Source organism: Pseudomonas sp. NFACC37-1 (assembly GCF_900101575.1).
Classification (GTDB): domain Bacteria; phylum Pseudomonadota; class Gammaproteobacteria; order Pseudomonadales; family Pseudomonadaceae; genus Aquipseudomonas; species Aquipseudomonas fluorescens_AA.
This window is the reverse complement of sequence record NZ_FMUZ01000031.1, coordinates 1-16,397: the sequence shown is the minus strand read 5'-3', so window position 1 is coordinate 16,397 and position 16,397 is coordinate 1. Positions and strand designations below refer to the sequence as shown.

The 16,397-nt window shown below is 62.4% G+C and carries 15 protein-coding genes; 11 read left to right on the top strand and 4 right to left on the bottom strand.

Translation table 11 applies throughout. The features are described 5' to 3' along the window. The first annotated feature begins 94 nt into the window (after positions 1-94). Positions 95-649, top strand: a complete 555-nt coding sequence (locus BLP82_RS24040; RefSeq protein ID WP_072411482.1) for a tetratricopeptide repeat protein — start codon at positions 95-97, stop codon at positions 647-649. 181 nt (positions 650-830) lie between these two features. On the opposite strand, the gene BLP82_RS24035 is transcribed toward BLP82_RS24040, so the two are convergent. Continuing rightward, positions 831-1,160: a DUF1820 family protein gene (locus tag BLP82_RS24035; RefSeq protein ID WP_003185742.1), complete on the bottom strand. Its 330-nt coding sequence runs from the start codon at positions 1,158-1,160 to the stop codon at positions 831-833. A 133-nt stretch (positions 1,161-1,293) separates the two neighbouring features. Between BLP82_RS24035 and miaB the strand changes: the two genes are divergently transcribed. From miaB to lnt, 5 genes are all read left to right on the top strand, one after another. Next, positions 1,294-2,622, top strand: coding sequence for a tRNA (N6-isopentenyl adenosine(37)-C2)-methylthiotransferase MiaB (miaB, locus tag BLP82_RS24030; protein WP_170842368.1), 1,329 nt, complete (start codon positions 1,294-1,296; stop codon positions 2,620-2,622). A 217-nt stretch (positions 2,623-2,839) separates the two neighbouring features. After that, complete coding sequence (locus BLP82_RS24025; protein ID WP_060740491.1) at positions 2,840-3,850, top strand: PhoH family protein; 1,011 nt, start codon at positions 2,840-2,842, stop codon at positions 3,848-3,850. Continuing rightward, positions 3,843-4,301 (top strand): rRNA maturation RNase YbeY, encoded by a 459-nt coding sequence (gene ybeY, locus BLP82_RS24020; protein ID WP_003205868.1) that lies wholly within the window; start codon positions 3,843-3,845, stop codon positions 4,299-4,301. The genes BLP82_RS24025 and ybeY overlap by 8 nt, the downstream gene beginning before the upstream one ends. Positions 4,302-4,340: 39 nt before the next feature. After that, entirely contained in the window at positions 4,341-5,180 is an 840-nt protein-coding gene (locus tag BLP82_RS24015) for an HlyC/CorC family transporter (protein WP_092173903.1), read from the top strand. 27 nt (positions 5,181-5,207) lie between these two features. Then, positions 5,208-6,731, top strand: coding sequence for an apolipoprotein N-acyltransferase (gene lnt / locus BLP82_RS24010; protein ID WP_092173899.1), 1,524 nt, complete (start codon positions 5,208-5,210; stop codon positions 6,729-6,731). Positions 6,732-6,903: 172 nt separating this feature from the next. On the opposite strand, the gene BLP82_RS24005 is transcribed toward lnt, so the two are convergent. Continuing rightward, positions 6,904-7,665, bottom strand: a complete 762-nt coding sequence (locus tag BLP82_RS24005; RefSeq protein ID WP_092173896.1) for a YdcF family protein — start codon at positions 7,663-7,665, stop codon at positions 6,904-6,906. A 103-nt stretch (positions 7,666-7,768) separates the two neighbouring features. Next, on the bottom strand, positions 7,769-8,089 hold the full coding sequence (locus tag BLP82_RS24000; protein ID WP_092173893.1) for a hypothetical protein: 321 nt from the start codon (positions 8,087-8,089) through the stop codon (positions 7,769-7,771). A 292-nt stretch (positions 8,090-8,381) separates the two neighbouring features. Here BLP82_RS24000 and leuS point away from each other — a divergent pair, with 292 nt between their 5' ends. The 5 genes from leuS to BLP82_RS23975 all read left to right on the top strand — a co-directional run bounded on the left by leuS (position 8,382) and on the right by BLP82_RS23975 (position 14,498). After that, positions 8,382-10,988 carry a leucine--tRNA ligase gene (gene leuS / locus BLP82_RS23995; RefSeq protein WP_092173890.1) on the top strand — a complete coding sequence of 869 codons (2,607 nt, stop codon included), beginning with the start codon at positions 8,382-8,384 and terminating at the stop codon, positions 10,986-10,988. Between the two features lie 90 nt (positions 10,989-11,078). Continuing rightward, entirely contained in the window at positions 11,079-11,684 is a 606-nt protein-coding gene (gene lptE, locus BLP82_RS23990; protein WP_092173887.1) for an LPS-assembly lipoprotein LptE, read from the top strand. 39 nt (positions 11,685-11,723) lie between these two features. Further along, on the top strand, positions 11,724-12,761 hold the full coding sequence (gene holA, locus BLP82_RS23985; protein ID WP_092173883.1) for a DNA polymerase III subunit delta: 1,038 nt from the start codon (positions 11,724-11,726) through the stop codon (positions 12,759-12,761). Positions 12,762-12,938: 177 nt separating this feature from the next. Then, on the top strand, positions 12,939-13,103 hold the full coding sequence (gene arfA, locus BLP82_RS23980) for an alternative ribosome rescue factor ArfA (RefSeq protein ID WP_030140368.1): 165 nt from the start codon (positions 12,939-12,941) through the stop codon (positions 13,101-13,103). A gap of 72 nt (positions 13,104-13,175) precedes the next feature. Then, entirely contained in the window at positions 13,176-14,498 is a 1,323-nt protein-coding gene (locus BLP82_RS23975; RefSeq protein ID WP_092173878.1) for a lytic murein transglycosylase, read from the top strand. Between the two features lie 113 nt (positions 14,499-14,611). Here BLP82_RS23975 and BLP82_RS23970 read toward each other — a convergent pair whose 3' ends face one another. Continuing rightward, positions 14,612-15,556, bottom strand: coding sequence for a S66 peptidase family protein (locus BLP82_RS23970; protein WP_092173875.1), 945 nt, complete (start codon positions 15,554-15,556; stop codon positions 14,612-14,614). Positions 15,557-16,397 lie beyond the last annotated feature (841 nt).

The following is a 16,397-nucleotide window of genomic DNA, read 5'->3' as shown; positions in this document are numbered from 1 at the left end:
AAGACTTTGTAAGGATGGCCCCGCTTATTTCATAATGCGCGCTTATTGGATCCCCCGGAGGGTCCGCGCGCCCCTCAGAGGTAAGTCGATTCCCATGAACCGCACCGGCCGCACCCTTGCCTTGGGCTGCCTGTTGCTCCTTCAGCCGCTGCTGGCGAATGCACAGGCAGGCGGCAACTCGTTGTTGATCCCGGCGCTGGGCCGTTGCACGCTCAATACCCAGCCACAAGATCTCGCACCGGCACTCGACGCCTGTCAAAAAGCGGCGGACGCGGGCGATGCACAAGCGCAATACGAGTTGGGCGAGTTCTACTACGAAGGCAAGGCTGCACCCCGCGACCTCAAGCAAGCCCTCAACTACTTCGAAAAAGCCTCGCTGCAAGGCCATGCCCAGGCGCAATTCAAGCTCGGCGGCATGTTCTTCCATGGCGAAGGTGTCCCCGCCAATAATGTCCAGGCCTACATCGTCTTGAAGATGGCGGCGGTCAACGGCGCCGAAGACGCCCTGGACACCGCCGACGAAGTCGCCGAGCAGATGCCTCGCGATGAGCTGGAAGTCGCCACCCAGGTGCTGGGGCAGATCTTCCGCAAATACCTGATGGAATTGCAGAACGCCGACGGGCGCACGCCTTTCTCGCCGCTGCCCTGAATTTGTGGCGAGGGGATTTATCCCCGCTGGGCTGCGAAGCAGCCCCAAATCCGTCAACTCAATCGAGCTCTAATACCGCAGTGTCAGGTCTTAGGGTCGCTTCGCGCCCCAGCGGGGATAAATCCCCTCGCCACAAGGACTGTGCCCGACCTTAGAAACTCATGTTACCAAGAGCCAAGTGCTACTTCTCAGGCATCGGCATCGGAAACGGCATCACATTGCCGACCGCGCCGCGGGCTTCGCTGATTTTCGGGGTGCCCAGGCGTTCGACTTCGTCGATGCGCACGATCGAATGCATCGGCACGAAACTGCGCACCACGCCTTCGAACTGCGCCTTGAGCTTTTCTTCGCTCGGATCGACGACCACTTGCGTGCGCTCGCCAAAGACGAACTCTTCCACTTCCAGGAAGCCCCACAGATCACTTTGATAGATCTGCTTGGCGTACATTTCGAACACCTGGCCCTGGTTGAGGAAAATCACCTTGTAGATTGGAGCTTCACGTTTGGTCATGGCTGGCGAAACACATCGGCGGGTAAAAATGAGGGCGCGAACTATAGCATAGCCACTGCTCGCACAGCGGTAGGAACCGCGGGACTTGTTCCCTATAATGCGCGGTTCTTTGAATCACGTGATGACCCCGTCCATGGCCAAGAAGCTTTACATCGAAACCCACGGTTGCCAGATGAACGAGTACGACAGCTCGCGCATGGTCGATCTGCTGGGTGAACACCAGGCCCTGGAAGTCACGGCCCGCGCCGAAGACGCGGACGTGATCCTGCTCAACACCTGCTCGATTCGCGAACGCGCCCAGGACCGGGTGTATTCCCAGCTCGGCCGCTGGCGCGAGCTGAAGCTGGCCAACCCGGACATGGTCATCGCCGTGGGCGGTTGCGTGGCCAGCCAGGAAGGCGCGGCCATTCGTGATCGTGCCCCGTACGTGGACGTGGTCTTCGGCCCGCAGACCTTGCACCGCCTGCCGGAGATGATCGACGCGGCGCGCAGCACCAAGCTGCCGCAAGTGGACGTCTCGTTCCCGGAAATCGAAAAGTTCGACCACCTGCCCGAACCGCGCATCGACGGCCCGAGCGCCTATGTGTCGGTGATGGAAGGCTGCAGCAAGTACTGCACGTTCTGCGTGGTGCCCTATACCCGCGGCGAAGAAGTCAGCCGACCGTTCGACGACGTGATCGCCGAGATCATCCACCTGGCGGAAAACGGCGTGCGCGAAGTGACCCTGCTGGGGCAGAACGTCAACGGCTATCGCGGCCTGACCCATGACGGGCGCCTGGCGGACCTCGCCGAGCTGATCCGCGTGGTGGCGGCGGTGGACGGCATCGACCGCATCCGCTACACCACGTCCCATCCGCTGGAGTTCTCCGACAGCCTGATCCAGGCCCACGCCGAGGTTCCCGAGCTGGTCAAGCACCTGCATTTGCCTGTGCAATCGGGTTCCGACCGGATCCTCGCGGCCATGAAGCGCAACCACACGGCCCTGGAGTACAAATCCAAGCTGCGCAAATTGCGCGCGGCAGTGCCGGGCATCTGCATCAGCTCGGACTTTATCGTCGGTTTCCCCGGCGAAACCGAGAAAGACTTCCAGCAGACCATGAAGCTGATCGAAGACGTGGGCTTCGACTTCTCCTATTCCTTCGTCTATAGCCAGCGCCCTGGAACCCCGGCGGCCGACCTGGCGGACGACACCCCGGAAGAACTGAAAAAAGAACGGCTCAACGCCTTGCAACATCGCCTCAACCAGCAAGGTTTCGAGATCAGCCGACAAATGGTCGGTTCCGTCCAGCGGATTCTGGTGACCGATTATTCGAAAAAAGACCCCGGCGAGCTGCAAGGGCGTACCGAAAACAACCGCATCGTCAATTTCCGTTGCGACACCCCGGCCCTGATCGGCCAGTTCGCCGACGTGCACATCGACGCCGCGCAACCGCACTCCCTGCGGGGTTCGCTGATCCAGTAGCAACGCGAATCCTTGTGGGAGCGGGCTTGCTCGCGAAGGCGGCATGCCAGGCGACACCTGTACTGGATGCAAGACCGCTTTCGCGAGCAAGCCCGCTCCCACAAAAGACCGCGCCGGTCGCTGGAATCAGATTCGCCCGTTTAAGAGCTTTCGCACCCAGCCTACTGGCGCTATCCTTGGTTTCATCTCAATTGCCCCTGGGCGGCTAAAAACGACCTTGAACGCACCCATCGAACCACATCGCTTTATTCTCGAGCCCTTTGAGGCTCGCCGCTTCGCCAATCTGTGCGGGCAATTCGACGAGCACCTGCGCTTGATCGAACAGCGCCTGGCCATCGAGATCCGCAACCGCGGAAACCAGTTCGAGCTGATCGGCGAACCCAAGCACACCACCTCCGCGGAAAACCTGCTGCGCCGTCTCTACCGGGAAACCAAGGGGAGCGAGCTGTCGCCGGATACGGTCCACCTGTTCCTGCAGGAGTCGGCTGTCGAAGAACTCGACAACCACGCCCCGTCGGAACCTGCCGTGGCCCTGCGCACGAAAAAAGGCATGATTCGCCCTCGCGGCTTGAATCAGCAGCGCTACGTGAAGGAAATCCTGGGCAACGACATCAACTTCGGCATCGGCCCGGCCGGTACCGGCAAGACCTACCTGGCCGTGGCCTGCGCCGTCGATGCACTGGAGCGCGAACAGGTGCGGCGCATCCTGCTGGTGCGCCCGGCGGTCGAAGCCGGTGAAAAACTCGGCTTCCTGCCCGGCGACCTGGCCCAGAAGATCGACCCGTACCTGCGCCCGCTCTATGACGCGCTGTATGAAATGCTCGGCTTCGAATACGTCGCCAAGCTGATCGAGCGCCAGGTCATCGAGGTCGCGCCGCTGGCCTACATGCGCGGTCGCACCCTGAACAACAGCTTCATCATCCTCGACGAAAGCCAGAACACCACGGTCGAGCAGATGAAAATGTTCCTGACCCGGATCGGCTTCGGCTCCACCGCCGTCATCACCGGGGACATCACCCAAGTCGACCTGCCCCGTGGCACCAAGTCCGGGCTGAACCATGTGATCCAGGTCCTCAAGGACGTGCCGGGCATCAGCTTCACGCACTTCATGCCCAAGGACGTCGTGCGCCATCCGTTGGTACAGCGCATTGTCGAAGCCTACGAGCGCTTCGAGAATCGCGAGGCCGACGACACGACCGAAGGCAAAGGCAATCGCCACAATGCTTGAACTCGACCTGCAGGTGGCCTGCGAACACGCCGCCCCCAGCGAAGCCCAGTTCCGCCAATGGTGCGAACTGGCCCTGCGCCAGCGCAGCGCCGACTCGGAGCTGACGATCCGCCTGGTGGACGAGCCCGAAGGCCGCGAACTGAACCACACCTGGCGGCAGAAGGACTACGCCACCAACGTGCTGTCGTTCCCCGCCGACGTTCCCGACGAGCTGCTCGACATCCCGCTGCTGGGCGACCTGGTGATCTGCGTCCCGGTGGTGGAGCGTGAAGCGGCCGAACAAGACAAGACCCCCGAGGCCCACTGGGCCCATCTGGTGATTCACGGCTGCTTGCATCTACTGGGTTACGACCATATAGAAGATGACGAAGCCGAAGAAATGGAAGCACTGGAACGAACGTTGCTTGCAGAGCTGGGTCATCCCGACCCCTACGCCGGCGACGAACACTGATACATCAACTGTAACGACAAAGGATTCAGAGTAATCGCTATGAGCGAAGATCGATCGAGCAACGGGCAGAAGTCATGGCTGGGCAAGCTCACCCAGGCTTTTGCCCATGAGCCGAAAAACCGCCAGGAGCTGCTGGAGCTGCTGCGCGATGCACACCAGAACAAACTGCTGGACAGCGAAGCGCTGGCCATCGTCGAAGGCGCCATCCAGGTCGCTGACCTGCAAGTGCGGGACATCATGGTCCCGCGCTCGCAAATGGTCAGCATCAAGGCGACCCAGACCCCCCGTGAATTCCTGCCCGCTGTGGTCGACTCCGCTCACTCGCGCTACCCGGTCGTCGGCGAGAGCCATGACGACGTCATGGGCGTACTGCTGGCCAAGGACCTGCTGCCGCTGATCCTCAAGGAGAACGGCGACAGCTTCAACATCAAGGATCTGCTGCGCCCGGCCACCTTTGTGCCCGAGTCCAAGCGCCTGAACGTGCTGCTGCGGGAATTCCGCGCCAACCACAACCACATGGCCATCGTCATCGACGAATACGGCGGCGTGGCCGGCCTGGTCACCATCGAAGACGTACTCGAGCAGATCGTCGGCGACATCGAGGACGAGCACGATGTCGAAGAAGACAGCTACATCAAGCCGCTGCCCAGCGGTGACTTCCTGATCAAGGCCCTGACGCCGATCGAGAACTTCAACGAATTCTTCGACAGCCAATTCTCCGACGATGAGTTCGACACCGTCGGCGGCCTGGTGATGAGTGCTTTCGGGCATCTGCCCAAGCGCAACGAAACCACGGAAATCGGCTCCTGGCGCTTCCGCATCCTCAATGCCGACAGCCGCCGGATTCACCTGCTGCGCCTGTCACCCATTGGCCGATAACCCCTGCGAGACCCGCTAAGGATATACATGCGCTGGATAACCCGCCCCGGCTGGCCCGGTAACCTGCTGGCCGTGGCGGCCGGTGCGATCACCACCCTGGCCCTGGCGCCGTTCGACCTTTGGCCGCTGGCATTGCTGGCGGTCGGCTTGTTCTATGCCGGGCTGCGCGAGCTTTCGCCGCGCCAGGCCCTGGGCCGTGGCTGGTGTTTCGGTTTTGGCCTGTTTGGCGCCGGCACCAGTTGGATCTACGTCAGCATCCATAACTTCGGCGGCGCCTCGGTGCTGCTCGCCGGGCTGTTGATGCTGCTGTTCATCGCCGCCATCGCCTGGTTCTTCGCCCTGCCCGCCTGGCTGTGGGCGCGCTGGCTGCGCCGCAACGAGGCGCCCTTGGCCGATGCCCTGGCGTTCGCCGCGCTGTGGTTGGGCCAGGAAGCCTTCCGCGGCTGGTTCCTCACCGGGTTCCCGTGGCTGTATTCCGGTTACAGCCAGCTCGACGGCCCCCTGGCCGGCCTCGCGCCACTGGGCGGGATGTGGCTGATCTCCTTCACCCTGGCCCTGACCGCGGCGCTGCTGTACAACGCGCCGCGGCTGATCCGCAGCGCCCGCAAAGGCTTTATTGCCGCGGGCGTGCTGCTGTTGATCGGCCCGTGGGTGGCCGGCATGGCACTCAAGGGTCATGCCTGGACCAGCCCCTCGGGCGACCCGCTGAGCGTCGCGGCGATCCAGGGCAACATCGAACAAAGCATGAAATGGGACCCCGAGCAGCTCAACGCGCAGTTGGCGCTGTACCGCGACATGAGCTTCGCCTCCAAGCGCGTCGACCTGCTGATCTGGCCGGAAACCGCGGTGCCGGTGCTCAAGGAGTCCGCCCAGGGCTACCTGGACATGATGGGCAACTTCGCCGCCGAGCGGCAGTCGGCGTTGATTACCGGCGTGCCGATTCGGCAACTGGTGCATCACGAGAAGCGTTACTACAACGGCATCACCGTGACCGGCGAAGGTGACGGTACCTACCTGAAGCAAAAACTCGTGCCGTTTGGCGAATACGTACCGCTACAGGACATCCTGCGCGGCCTGATCGCCTTCTTCGACCTGCCCATGTCGGATTTCGCCCGGGGCCCGGCCGACCAGCCGTTGCTGCAAGCCAAGGGTTACCAGATCGCCCCGTTCATCTGCTATGAAGTGGTCTACCCGGAATTCGCCGCCGGCCTCTCGGCGCGCAGCGACCTGCTGCTGACCATCAGCAACGACACCTGGTTCGGCACCTCGATCGGCCCGCTGCAACACCTGCAAATGGCCCAGATGCGCGCCCTGGAAGCCGGCCGCTGGATGATCCGCGCCACCAACAACGGCGTGACCGGCCTGATCAACCCCTTCGGCCAGATCACCACGCAGATCCCGCAATTCGAGCGCGGTATCCTCTACGGCGAAGTGGTGCCGATGCACAACCTGACGCCGTACCTGCAATGGCGCTCGTGGCCGCTGATCATTTTGTGCCTGTTGCTGCTGGGCTGGGCGCTGGTGGCGAGCCGGATGGCCAAGACGGTTTAAGGGCCCTTTGGTCCCCCTGCCGATCGTTCCCACGCTCCGCGTGGGAATGCAGCCGTGACGCTCCGCGTCACATCGGCGCCCGACGCGAAATATTCGCCCGTCCTGGAACGCGGAGCGTCCCTTGAGGCATTCCCACGCAGGAGCGTGGGAACGATCCGGACATTTCGCATGCTCAGCGATAAAACACCGTATACCCCAACAACCCCATCGCCTCATTCATCAACTGCCCGGACTGCCAGATCGACTTGAACTCCGGCATCCAGCCGCCCAGCGGCCGGGCATTGTCCGGGCCCAGGAAGCCGACAGGCGCCGGCACCACTTCAAATCCTGAGCGCTCGAAACTCCAGACGGCACGTGGCATGTGCCAGGCCTGGGTGACCACCACAATTCGCTTTATGTTTTCCGGCAGCAGGATCTCGGCACTCATCTGGGCGTTTTCCCAAGTCGTGCGGCTGCGCTCTTCCTGCCAGCGAACGGTGACGCCGAAGTCGTCCCGCATCGAATCGGCCATCAACTTCGCTTCACTGGGTGGGGTGCCATAGTGCAAGCCGCCGGTCGTCAGCACGGGCAAGCCCGAAGCCTTGGCCAGTCGCGCCGCATAACGCTGGCGTTCGAGACCGACACCGGTGGGCTGGTCGGAACCCCAGGCCAGGTCGCCGCGCTCGCGACCGGAACCCAGCACCACGATGGCGTCGGCACGCTGGGCCAGGGTCGCCCATTCACTGCGCGGCAACGGCGGTTCACGCTCCAGTGCCTTGGCGCTCCACTGCACCACCACCGGCAGGCTCATCAGCCAGAAGCCGCCCAGGCCCACGGCGAAACACAGGCGAGCCAGGCGCGGCCGCGAATGACGCCACCACCATGCAAGCGCCAACAACAGCAAAAGAATGCCGGGCGGCAATAAAAGTTGTTTGATGAAATAACGAAACGGCATCGGGCATCTCCATAGATGCCCGAAGCCTAGGTGGGTTGACGCAAAGCGACAACAGATTCGAAAAAACCTTGAATCAAAAAAAGCGACACGCGTGAATCCGGCGCTACTTGAACTGCAGTGACCGGACCTTTATAGCATCCTTGTCAGGCGTCCGGTCCTTGAGCCATACAACCTTGGCCGAACGGGGCGCATCGAGACGCTTGATTACCTGGGCCCCACTGGCGGGGGGTTGATGTCCGGCCTGTTCGAGGTAAGCCTCGACCAGTTCGAACTCTGCGGGGCTCAAGCCACGCAGCTCCAGCTCTACCGGACGCTCATCACGCAAGCGACCGGCGGTTCTTGCAGCGTCCAGGGCCACCCCGAGACGATCGATCAGTTTTTCATACAACTCAGGTGTAGCGACTTTTCGTTGTGATTCAACCATCCCTCACCTCATTGAAGATAAGACTCACTCCCCATTGAGAAGCTTAGCTTCGTTGGGCAAACCGGCAGGGCGCCGCGACCAACGGCCCTGAACACGGGTCCCCGCCAGCGGTCGTCGATGGCCAGCACGCAATCAGGGTTTCCCTCGGCAGAGCGCGGTCATGTATGCTACGGCGCTTCCTGTAACTCCACTTCCAGCTTGGCTGGGCATCGAAAACGCCGCATTCGGCGTCGTCTGCGTCCAGTATGGCCACGAAGAGGATTGGGCCACCCCATTCAGTACAAAAGTAGCCATGCACGAACACTACCAGCCCCGTGAAATCGAAGCCGCCGCCCAGTCGTTCTGGGACGAGCAAAAGTCCTTTGAAGTCAGTGAACAGCCAGGCAAGGAGACTTACTACTGCCTGTCGATGTTCCCTTACCCCAGCGGCAAGCTGCACATGGGGCACGTGCGCAACTACACCATCGGCGACGTGATCTCCCGCTACCAGCGCATGCAAGGCAAGAACGTCCTGCAACCCATGGGTTGGGACGCCTTCGGCATGCCGGCGGAAAACGCCGCGATGAAGAACAACGTGGCCCCGGCCAAGTGGACCTACGAAAACATCGCCTACATGAAGACCCAGCTGCGCAGCCTGGGCTTGGCGGTGGACTGGTCCCGCGAAGTGACCACCTGCAAGCCGGACTACTACCGCTGGGAACAATGGCTGTTCACGCGCCTGTTCGAAAAAGGCGTGATCTACCGCAAGAACGGCACCGTGAACTGGGACCCGGTGGACCAGACCGTACTGGCCAACGAACAAGTGATCGACGGCCGCGGCTGGCGCTCCGGCGCGCTGATCGAAAAGCGCGAGATCCCGATGTACTACTTCAAGATCACCGCCTACGCGGATGAACTCCTGGAGAGTCTCGACGAGCTGACCGGTTGGCCCGAGCAGGTCAAGACCATGCAGCGCAACTGGATCGGCAAGTCCCGGGGCATGGAAGTGCAGTTCCCGTATGACGTCGCCTCCATTGGCGAAGCCGGCACCCTGAAAGTCTTCACCACCCGTCCGGACACGCTGATGGGCGCCACCTACGTGGCCGTGGCCGCCGAGCATCCGCTGGCCACCCTGGCGGCCCGGAACAACCCCGAGCTGCAGGCGTTCATCGCCGAATGCAAGGGCGGCAGCGTCGCCGAAGCCGATGTCGCCACTCAAGAGAAGAAAGGCCTGGCGACGTCGTTGTTCGTCGAACACCCGCTCACCGGCGAGAAACTGCCGGTGTGGGTCGCCAACTACGTGCTGATGCACTACGGCGACGGCGCGGTCATGGCCGTGCCGGCCCACGACGAACGTGATTTCGAATTCGCCCACAAGTACAACCTGCCGGTCAAACCGGTCGTGCGCACCAGCGCCGGCGACCAGACTCCGGCACCTTGGCAGGACGCCTATGGCGAACACGGCGAACTGATCAACTCCGGCGAGTTCAACGGCCTGGACTTCCCAGGTGCATTCGATGCCATCGAAGTCGCCCTGATCAAGAAGAACCTCGGTGCCTCGCGCACCCAGTTCCGCCTGCGGGACTGGGGCATCAGCCGCCAGCGCTACTGGGGCTGCCCGATCCCGATCGTGCATTGCGACACCTGCGGTGACGTACCGGTGCCGGAAGACCAGTTGCCCGTGGTCCTGCCGGAAGACGTCGTGCCCGACGGCGCCGGCTCGCCCCTGGCACGCATGCCCGAGTTCTACGAGTGCACCTGCCCGAAATGCGGCGCACCGGCCAAGCGTGAAACCGACACCATGGACACCTTCGTCGAGTCCTCGTGGTATTACGCGCGCTACGCCTCGCCGCACTATGAGGGCGGCCTGGTGGAAAAATCCGCGGCCGACCACTGGTTGCCGGTGGACCAGTACATCGGCGGCATCGAACACGCCATTCTCCACCTGCTCTACGCACGCTTCTTCCACAAGCTGATGCGTGACGAAGGCCTGGTGAGCTCCAACGAGCCGTTCAAGAACCTGCTGACCCAAGGCATGGTGATCGCCGAGACTTACTATCGTCGCGAAGCCAACGGTGCCTACACCTGGTTCAACCCGAGCGACGTCGAGCTCGAACGCGACAGCAAGGCCAAGGTCATCAGCGCCAAGCTGATCGCCGACGGCCTGCCGGTGGAAATCGGCGGCACCGAGAAAATGGCCAAGTCGAAGAACAACGGCGTCGACCCACAGTCGATGATCGACCAGTTCGGCGCGGATACCTGCCGCCTGTTCATGATGTTCGCCTCGCCACCTGACATGAGCGCGGAATGGTCCGACTCGGGCGTCGAGGGCTCGCACCGCTTCCTCAAGCGCGTCTGGCGCCTGGCCCAGGCCCACGTCACCCAGGGCCTGCCGGGCAAGCTGGACGTCGCCGGCCTGAACGATGAGCAGAAAGCCGTTCGTCGCTCGATTCACCTGGCCATCAAGCAGGCCAGCCATGACGTCGGCCAGAACCACAAATTCAACACCGCCATCGCCCAGGTGATGACGCTGATGAACGTACTGGAAAAAGCCGCGCAAGGCACCGAGCAGGATCGCGCGCTGATTCACGAAGGCCTGGAAGCCGTGACGCTGCTGCTGGCGCCGATCACCCCGCACATCAGCCACGAGCTGTGGAATCAACTGGGTCACGCCGACCCGGTGATTGACGCTCGCTGGCCGGTGGTGGACGAAACCGCACTGGTGCAGGACAGCCTGACCCTGGTCATCCAGGTCAACGGCAAGCTGCGCGGCCAGATCGAAATGCCGGCCGCCGCCACACGTGAAGAAGTCGAAGCCGCTGCGCGGGCCAATGAAAACGTGCTGCGCTTTGTCGATGGCCTGACGATTCGCAAAGTGATCGTCGTGCCCGGCAAGCTGGTCAATATCGTCGCAAGCTAATTGGATCGGGCGCGAGGCTCAAGCCTGGCGCCGAATACAACCTGCGGGGTCGCATGGTCGACCCCCATAGGGTTCAAGGGGAGCAACAAGATGATCAAACGTAATCTGCTGGTAGTGGGCCTGGCGGTCCTGTTGAGCGCCTGCGGCTTCCAACTGCGCGGCACCGGCACCACCGAGCTGGCGATCAAGGAACTGGACCTCAGCGCACGGGACGCCTATGGCGACACCGTCAAGTTGCTGCGCGACAACCTGGAAAACAGCGGTGTGAAAGTCTACGGCGGGGCGCCCTACAAGCTGGTACTGACCCGTGAACAGCAAAGCCAGCGCAGCCTGAGCTATGCCGGTGCCGGTCGGTCGGCCGAGTACGAACTGAACAACGTGCTGAGCTATGAAATCCGCGGCCAGAACAATCTGGTGTTGTTGGACGACAAGCTGCAAGTGCAGAAGGTCTACCTGCACGATGGCAACAACATCACCGGTTCCGACCAGGAGTCGAGCGAAGTGCGCGACGAAATGCGTCGCGACCTCGTGCAACGCATGATGCTGCGCCTGCAACAGCTGACCCCGGCTCAACTGGACCAGTTGCAACAGACCGCCGATGCCAAGGCCAAAGCCGAAGCCGAAGCCCTGGAAGCGGCGCGCAAGGCTGAAGCGGAAACCCCGCAACAGTCGCCGATGCAGATCCCGGCTGAATAAGCCTTGCGGGGCGCTCCGGCGCCCCGCTCGCTTTCTCTTATGAAGCTCGCTCCCGCCCAACTCGGCAAACACCTGCAAGGCGCCCTTGCGCCGGTCTACATCATCAGTGGCGATGACCCGCTGCTGTGCCAGGAAGCCGCCGACGCCATCCGCACTGCTGCACGCCAGCAAGGTTTCGACGAGCGCCAGGTCTTCGCCGCCGACGCCAGTTTCGACTGGGGCACGCTGCTGCAGGCCGGGGCGAGCATGTCGTTGTTCGCCGAAAAACGCCTGCTGGAACTGCGCTTGCCCTCCGGCAAACCCGGGGACAAAGGCGCCGCTGCGCTGATCGAATATTGCTCACGCCCGGCCGAGGACACGCTGCTGCTCATCAGCTTGCCGAAACTCGACGGCAGCGCGCAGAAGACCAAATGGGGCAAGGCCCTGGTTGAAGGCCAGCAGACCCAGTTCGTGCAAATCTGGCCGGTGGATGTCAGCCAGTTGCCCAGCTGGATCCGCCAACGCCTGTCCCAGGCCGGCCTGTCGGCCAGCCAGGACGCAGTGGAACTGATAGCCGCCCGGGTCGAAGGCAACCTGCTGGCCGCCGCCCAGGAAATCGAAAAGCTCAAGCTGATGGCCGAAGGCGGGCAGATCACCGTAGAAACGGTGCAGGCTGCCGTGGCCGACAGTGCGCGCTTCGACGTCTTCGGCCTGACCGATGCGATCCTCAACGGTGAAGCCGCCCATGCCCTGCGCATGCTCGAAGGCCTGCGGGGCGAAGGCGTCGAGCCGCCGGTGATCCTCTGGGCCCTGGCCCGGGAGTTGCGCCTGCTGGCCAACCTGTCCCTGCAGTACAGCCAGGGCGTACCGCTGGACAAAGCCTTCAGCCAGGCCCGCCCGCCCATCTGGGACAAGCGCAAACCCCTGATGAGCAAGGCCCTGCAACGCTATTCGGCGCCACGCTGGGCGCAATTGCTGCTCGAGGCCCAGCGCATCGACGCGCAGATCAAGGGCCAGGCCGCCGGCTCGCCGTGGATGAGCCTCAGCCGGTTGTCGTTGTTGATGGCCGGTCAGCGGCTGACTCTGCCAGCGGAATAAAAGATCCCAGCCTTCGGCAGTTCCTACAGATGCGTGCATTTCATTGTAGGAGCTGCCGAAGGCTGCGATCTTTTTCGCTCTTGATCCTACAAATATCGCCTCCATTTACCCTATGGACAACGCCCCAACTCTGTCCCATGATTTGCCCCGCAAAACCACCCCACGAGAGATCCCATCATGAGCAAAAAGCCATCCAGGCATGGCCCCAACAAGGCCAAGTCCATCGTCGCCCAGCCCCTGTTCCGCAGCCGCCAGGAACGACCCGCCAAGGGCAAAGGCAGCTACCGCCGCGAAGCCTTCCAGTCTGACAACTGGGAGGCTTCTTGCTTTCTAGCCGCTTGAAACACTCGGACAAGCCCTACGCCCCTTTCGCATGTTAAGGTCAGCACCTGATTTGTATTTCTGGACCCGTGCATGCCCTTCTGTCTTTCCCATCGTTGGCCACTGCGCCAAATGATTGTTGCCGCAAGCGTTGTCCTGCTTGTCGCCTGCGCCGAAAAACCTACCGCCGCCGACGCCCAACCGCTCCAGACCGTTCCCGCCGTGACCGCTCCGGCCATCGTGCCGCCCGTGGTGCCCACCGGTGATGACCTGGCCATTGCGCCCACCCAGACCTTCGCTCAATGGCAGGCCGGATTTCGCAAGGAAGCCCTGGCCGCCGGGATCCGCGCCGACTTGTTCGACCGTGCGTTTATCGGCGTCAGCCCGGACATGAGCGTGATCAAGGCCGACCGCAGCCAGCCGGAATTCACCCGCCCCGTGTGGGAATACCTCGATGGCGCGCTGTCGCCACTGCGGGTCAACAAAGGCAAGAGCCTGATCCAGCAAAACGCCCAGGTCCTGCAAAGCATCGAGCAGCGTTATGGCGTTGATCGCGAAGCACTGGTGGCGGTGTGGGGCATGGAGAGCAACTTTGGCCAGTTCCAGGGCAGCAAGTCGGTGATCAACTCCCTGGCGACCCTGGCCTACGAAGGACGACGCCCGGGCTTCGCCCATGCACAATTGATCGCCGCGCTGCAAATCCTGCAACAGGGCGATATCACACCGGAAAAAATGCTCGGCTCCTGGGCCGGCGCCATGGGCCAGACCCAATTCATCCCCACCACGTATAACACCCACGCGGTGGATTTCGATGGGGACGGCCGCCGGGACATCTGGGGTAGCGCCACCGACGCCTTGGCCTCGACTGCGCATTACCTGCAAAGCTCCGGCTGGCAACGTGGCCAGCCGTGGGGGTTCGAGGTCGATCTCGCCGAGGGCTTCGACTACACGCTGGCCGATGGCACGATCCGCAAGCCCGTCTCCGAATGGATTCGACTGGGCGTATCAGAATATGGCGGCTTGCCGATCACCCCGGATGACAGGCAGCTATCGGCGTCCCTGCTCCTGCCGGCCGGCCATCGTGGCCCCGCGTTCCTGATCTTCGATAACTTCCGTGCCATCCTCAAGTACAACAATTCGTCGTCCTATGCCTTGGCGGTCGGGCTGTTGTCAAAGCGCTTTACCGACGGCGGGCTGGTCTACGGCCAGTGGCCCAAGGAAGACCTGCCCCTGAGCCGCAGCGAACGCATCGAACTGCAAACCTTGCTGGGCAAGCACAACTACGATGCGGGCAACCCCGACGGCATCATCGGCGCCAACACCCGCAAGGCCATCCGCAGCGCCCAGCAGTCGTTCGGCTGGCCGGCGGATGGGTATCCGACGCAGCAGTTGCTGGAGGCGTTGCGTAGCCGCTGATTCACCTTATTGGCGACTGCCGCTATCGCGAGCAAGCTCGCTCCCACAGGTGTTCTCAATCAACCTGTGGGAGCGAGCTTGCTCGCGATGACTGACTCCCAGGCGCTACATGACTAGCGACTGACCACCACATCCTGCTCCAACACCAACCTCTTCTCCCCCGCATCCAGCGTCACCAACGCCCCCATGGGCAAGGTCAGGTTCGGATCGCAATGCCCGCTGCGCCAGCCGGACAGCACCGGAATGCGCAACGGCGCGAAGGTCTGCTTGAGCAGCCCGTTCAGCGCCTCGACATCGACCCCGGCCACGTCCCCCACCAACACACCGCGCAGTTGTGCCAACGTGCCGGCCAGGCGCAGTTGGGTCAGCAGACGGTCGATGCGATACAGCGGCTCGTTGACGTCTTCGATGAACAGGATCACCCCTTCGGCGTCGATCTGATAAGGCGTGCCCATGGTCGCGGCAATGATCGACAGGTTGCCGCCCAGCAGGCGTCCGTGGGCGATGCCAGGCTCGACGGTGGTCAATGGGTAGGCGGCGGGGTGGTTCAGCTCGCTGCCGGTCTTCAACTGTCCACGCAGCAGGCTGAAAAACGAGGTGACGGTTGGGGGTTCCTTGTCGCCCAGCAGATCGGCGTTGAGCAGCGGGCCGTGGAAGGTCACGAAGCCTGCGTAACGGCTGATGGCCAGGTGCAGGGCGGTAATGTCGCTGTAGCCTACGAATGGCTTGGGGTTGCGTCGTAGGAGGTCGAAGTCGATGCGGTCCAGCAGGCGTGGTGTGCCGTAGCCACCCCGTAGGCAGATGATCGCGGTTACTTCTGGGTCGGCGAAGGCGGTGTGCAGGTCGTTGAGGCGTATTTCGTCGCTGCCGGCGAGGTAGCCGTTTTTTTTGTAGACGCCTGGGAGTATTCGCAGCTCATGGCCTCGGGCGCGCATCCATTGGATGGCTTTTTCCGTGTCCAGGGGGGCGGGGCCGGCGGGGGCGATCACGGCGATCAGGCCTTCGGATGGGAGTGCTGGGACGGGTTGATGTGGGTTCAGGACTTGGGTGGCTTCCATGGGGTTCCCGGTTTTTCGGCTTGCTATGCGTGTATATCCGTTTTTTGTGTAACGGCCACTTATGGTTCCGCTCTTACAGCGGGTCACTTTTGGAAAAGCGCCAAAAGTAACCAAAAACGCTTTGCCCCACCACTCGGTGCCTCGCCTAGGCTCGGCATGCCCGAACGCAGGCATTGCTCCGTGGGCCCGCCGCGAAGGGCCATCCATGGCCCAGCGCGGCTATCCCGGCATCCATGCCGGGATGCCCACTGCGCAATGCCTGCGTTCGGCCAGCGTGGTTTAACGGGGCGCCCAGATCAAGATCAAGATCAAGATCCAAGCAAGAGCGCGACACATCCAGCATCTATGTAACTGAACCACCGCTATCGCGAGCAAGCTCGCTCCCACATGGCTTTGCGGTGTTCACAATATCCGGGGATGCGCAAAAACCTGTGGGAGCGGGCTTGCTCGCGAAGGCGTCGGCACATCCAACATCATCACAAACTAATACACCGCTTTCGTGATCAAGCCCGCTCCCACATGGGGTTGCGGCTAATCACAGCATCTGCACACAACACAAAAAAACTGTGGGAGCGAGCTTGCTCGCGATGACTTAAGCACAGCCAACATCATCACAAACTAATACACCGCTTTCGCGAGCAAGCCCGCTCCCACAGGAGGAACGCGTTCACTCTGAGCCAGGCCGGCTATAAGGCCGCCTCGCGCTGGCTTTTGATCTGGGGCGCCCCGTTAACCACGATGGCCGAACGCAGGTATTGCGCAGTGGGCACCTCGGCATGGATGCCGAGGTAGCCGCGCTGGGCCATGGATGGCCCTTCGCGGCGGCCCACGGAGCAATGCC

Coding starts and splice junctions, on each gene's coding strand:
- BLP82_RS24015 (WP_092173903.1), top strand. CDS start 4,341: ATGAGCGAAGATCGATCGAGCAACGGGCAGAAGTCATGGCTGGGCAAG.
- BLP82_RS24035 (WP_003185742.1), bottom strand. CDS start 1,160: ATGACCAAACGTGAAGCTCCAATCTACAAGGTGATTTTCCTCAACCAG.
- arfA (WP_030140368.1), top strand. CDS start 12,939: ATGAGCAAAAAGCCATCCAGGCATGGCCCCAACAAGGCCAAGTCCATC.
- leuS (WP_092173890.1), top strand. CDS start 8,382: ATGCACGAACACTACCAGCCCCGTGAAATCGAAGCCGCCGCCCAGTCG.
- lnt (WP_092173899.1), top strand. CDS start 5,208: ATGCGCTGGATAACCCGCCCCGGCTGGCCCGGTAACCTGCTGGCCGTG.
- BLP82_RS24005 (WP_092173896.1), bottom strand. CDS start 7,665: ATGCCGTTTCGTTATTTCATCAAACAACTTTTATTGCCGCCCGGCATT.
- BLP82_RS24000 (WP_092173893.1), bottom strand. CDS start 8,089: ATGGTTGAATCACAACGAAAAGTCGCTACACCTGAGTTGTATGAAAAA.
- BLP82_RS23970 (WP_092173875.1), bottom strand. CDS start 15,556: ATGGAAGCCACCCAAGTCCTGAACCCACATCAACCCGTCCCAGCACTC.
- holA (WP_092173883.1), top strand. CDS start 11,724: ATGAAGCTCGCTCCCGCCCAACTCGGCAAACACCTGCAAGGCGCCCTT.
- ybeY (WP_003205868.1), top strand. CDS start 3,843: ATGCTTGAACTCGACCTGCAGGTGGCCTGCGAACACGCCGCCCCCAGC.
- lptE (WP_092173887.1), top strand. CDS start 11,079: ATGATCAAACGTAATCTGCTGGTAGTGGGCCTGGCGGTCCTGTTGAGC.
- miaB (WP_170842368.1), top strand. CDS start 1,294: ATGGCCAAGAAGCTTTACATCGAAACCCACGGTTGCCAGATGAACGAG.
- BLP82_RS24040 (WP_072411482.1), top strand. CDS start 95: ATGAACCGCACCGGCCGCACCCTTGCCTTGGGCTGCCTGTTGCTCCTT.
- BLP82_RS23975 (WP_092173878.1), top strand. CDS start 13,176: ATGCCCTTCTGTCTTTCCCATCGTTGGCCACTGCGCCAAATGATTGTT.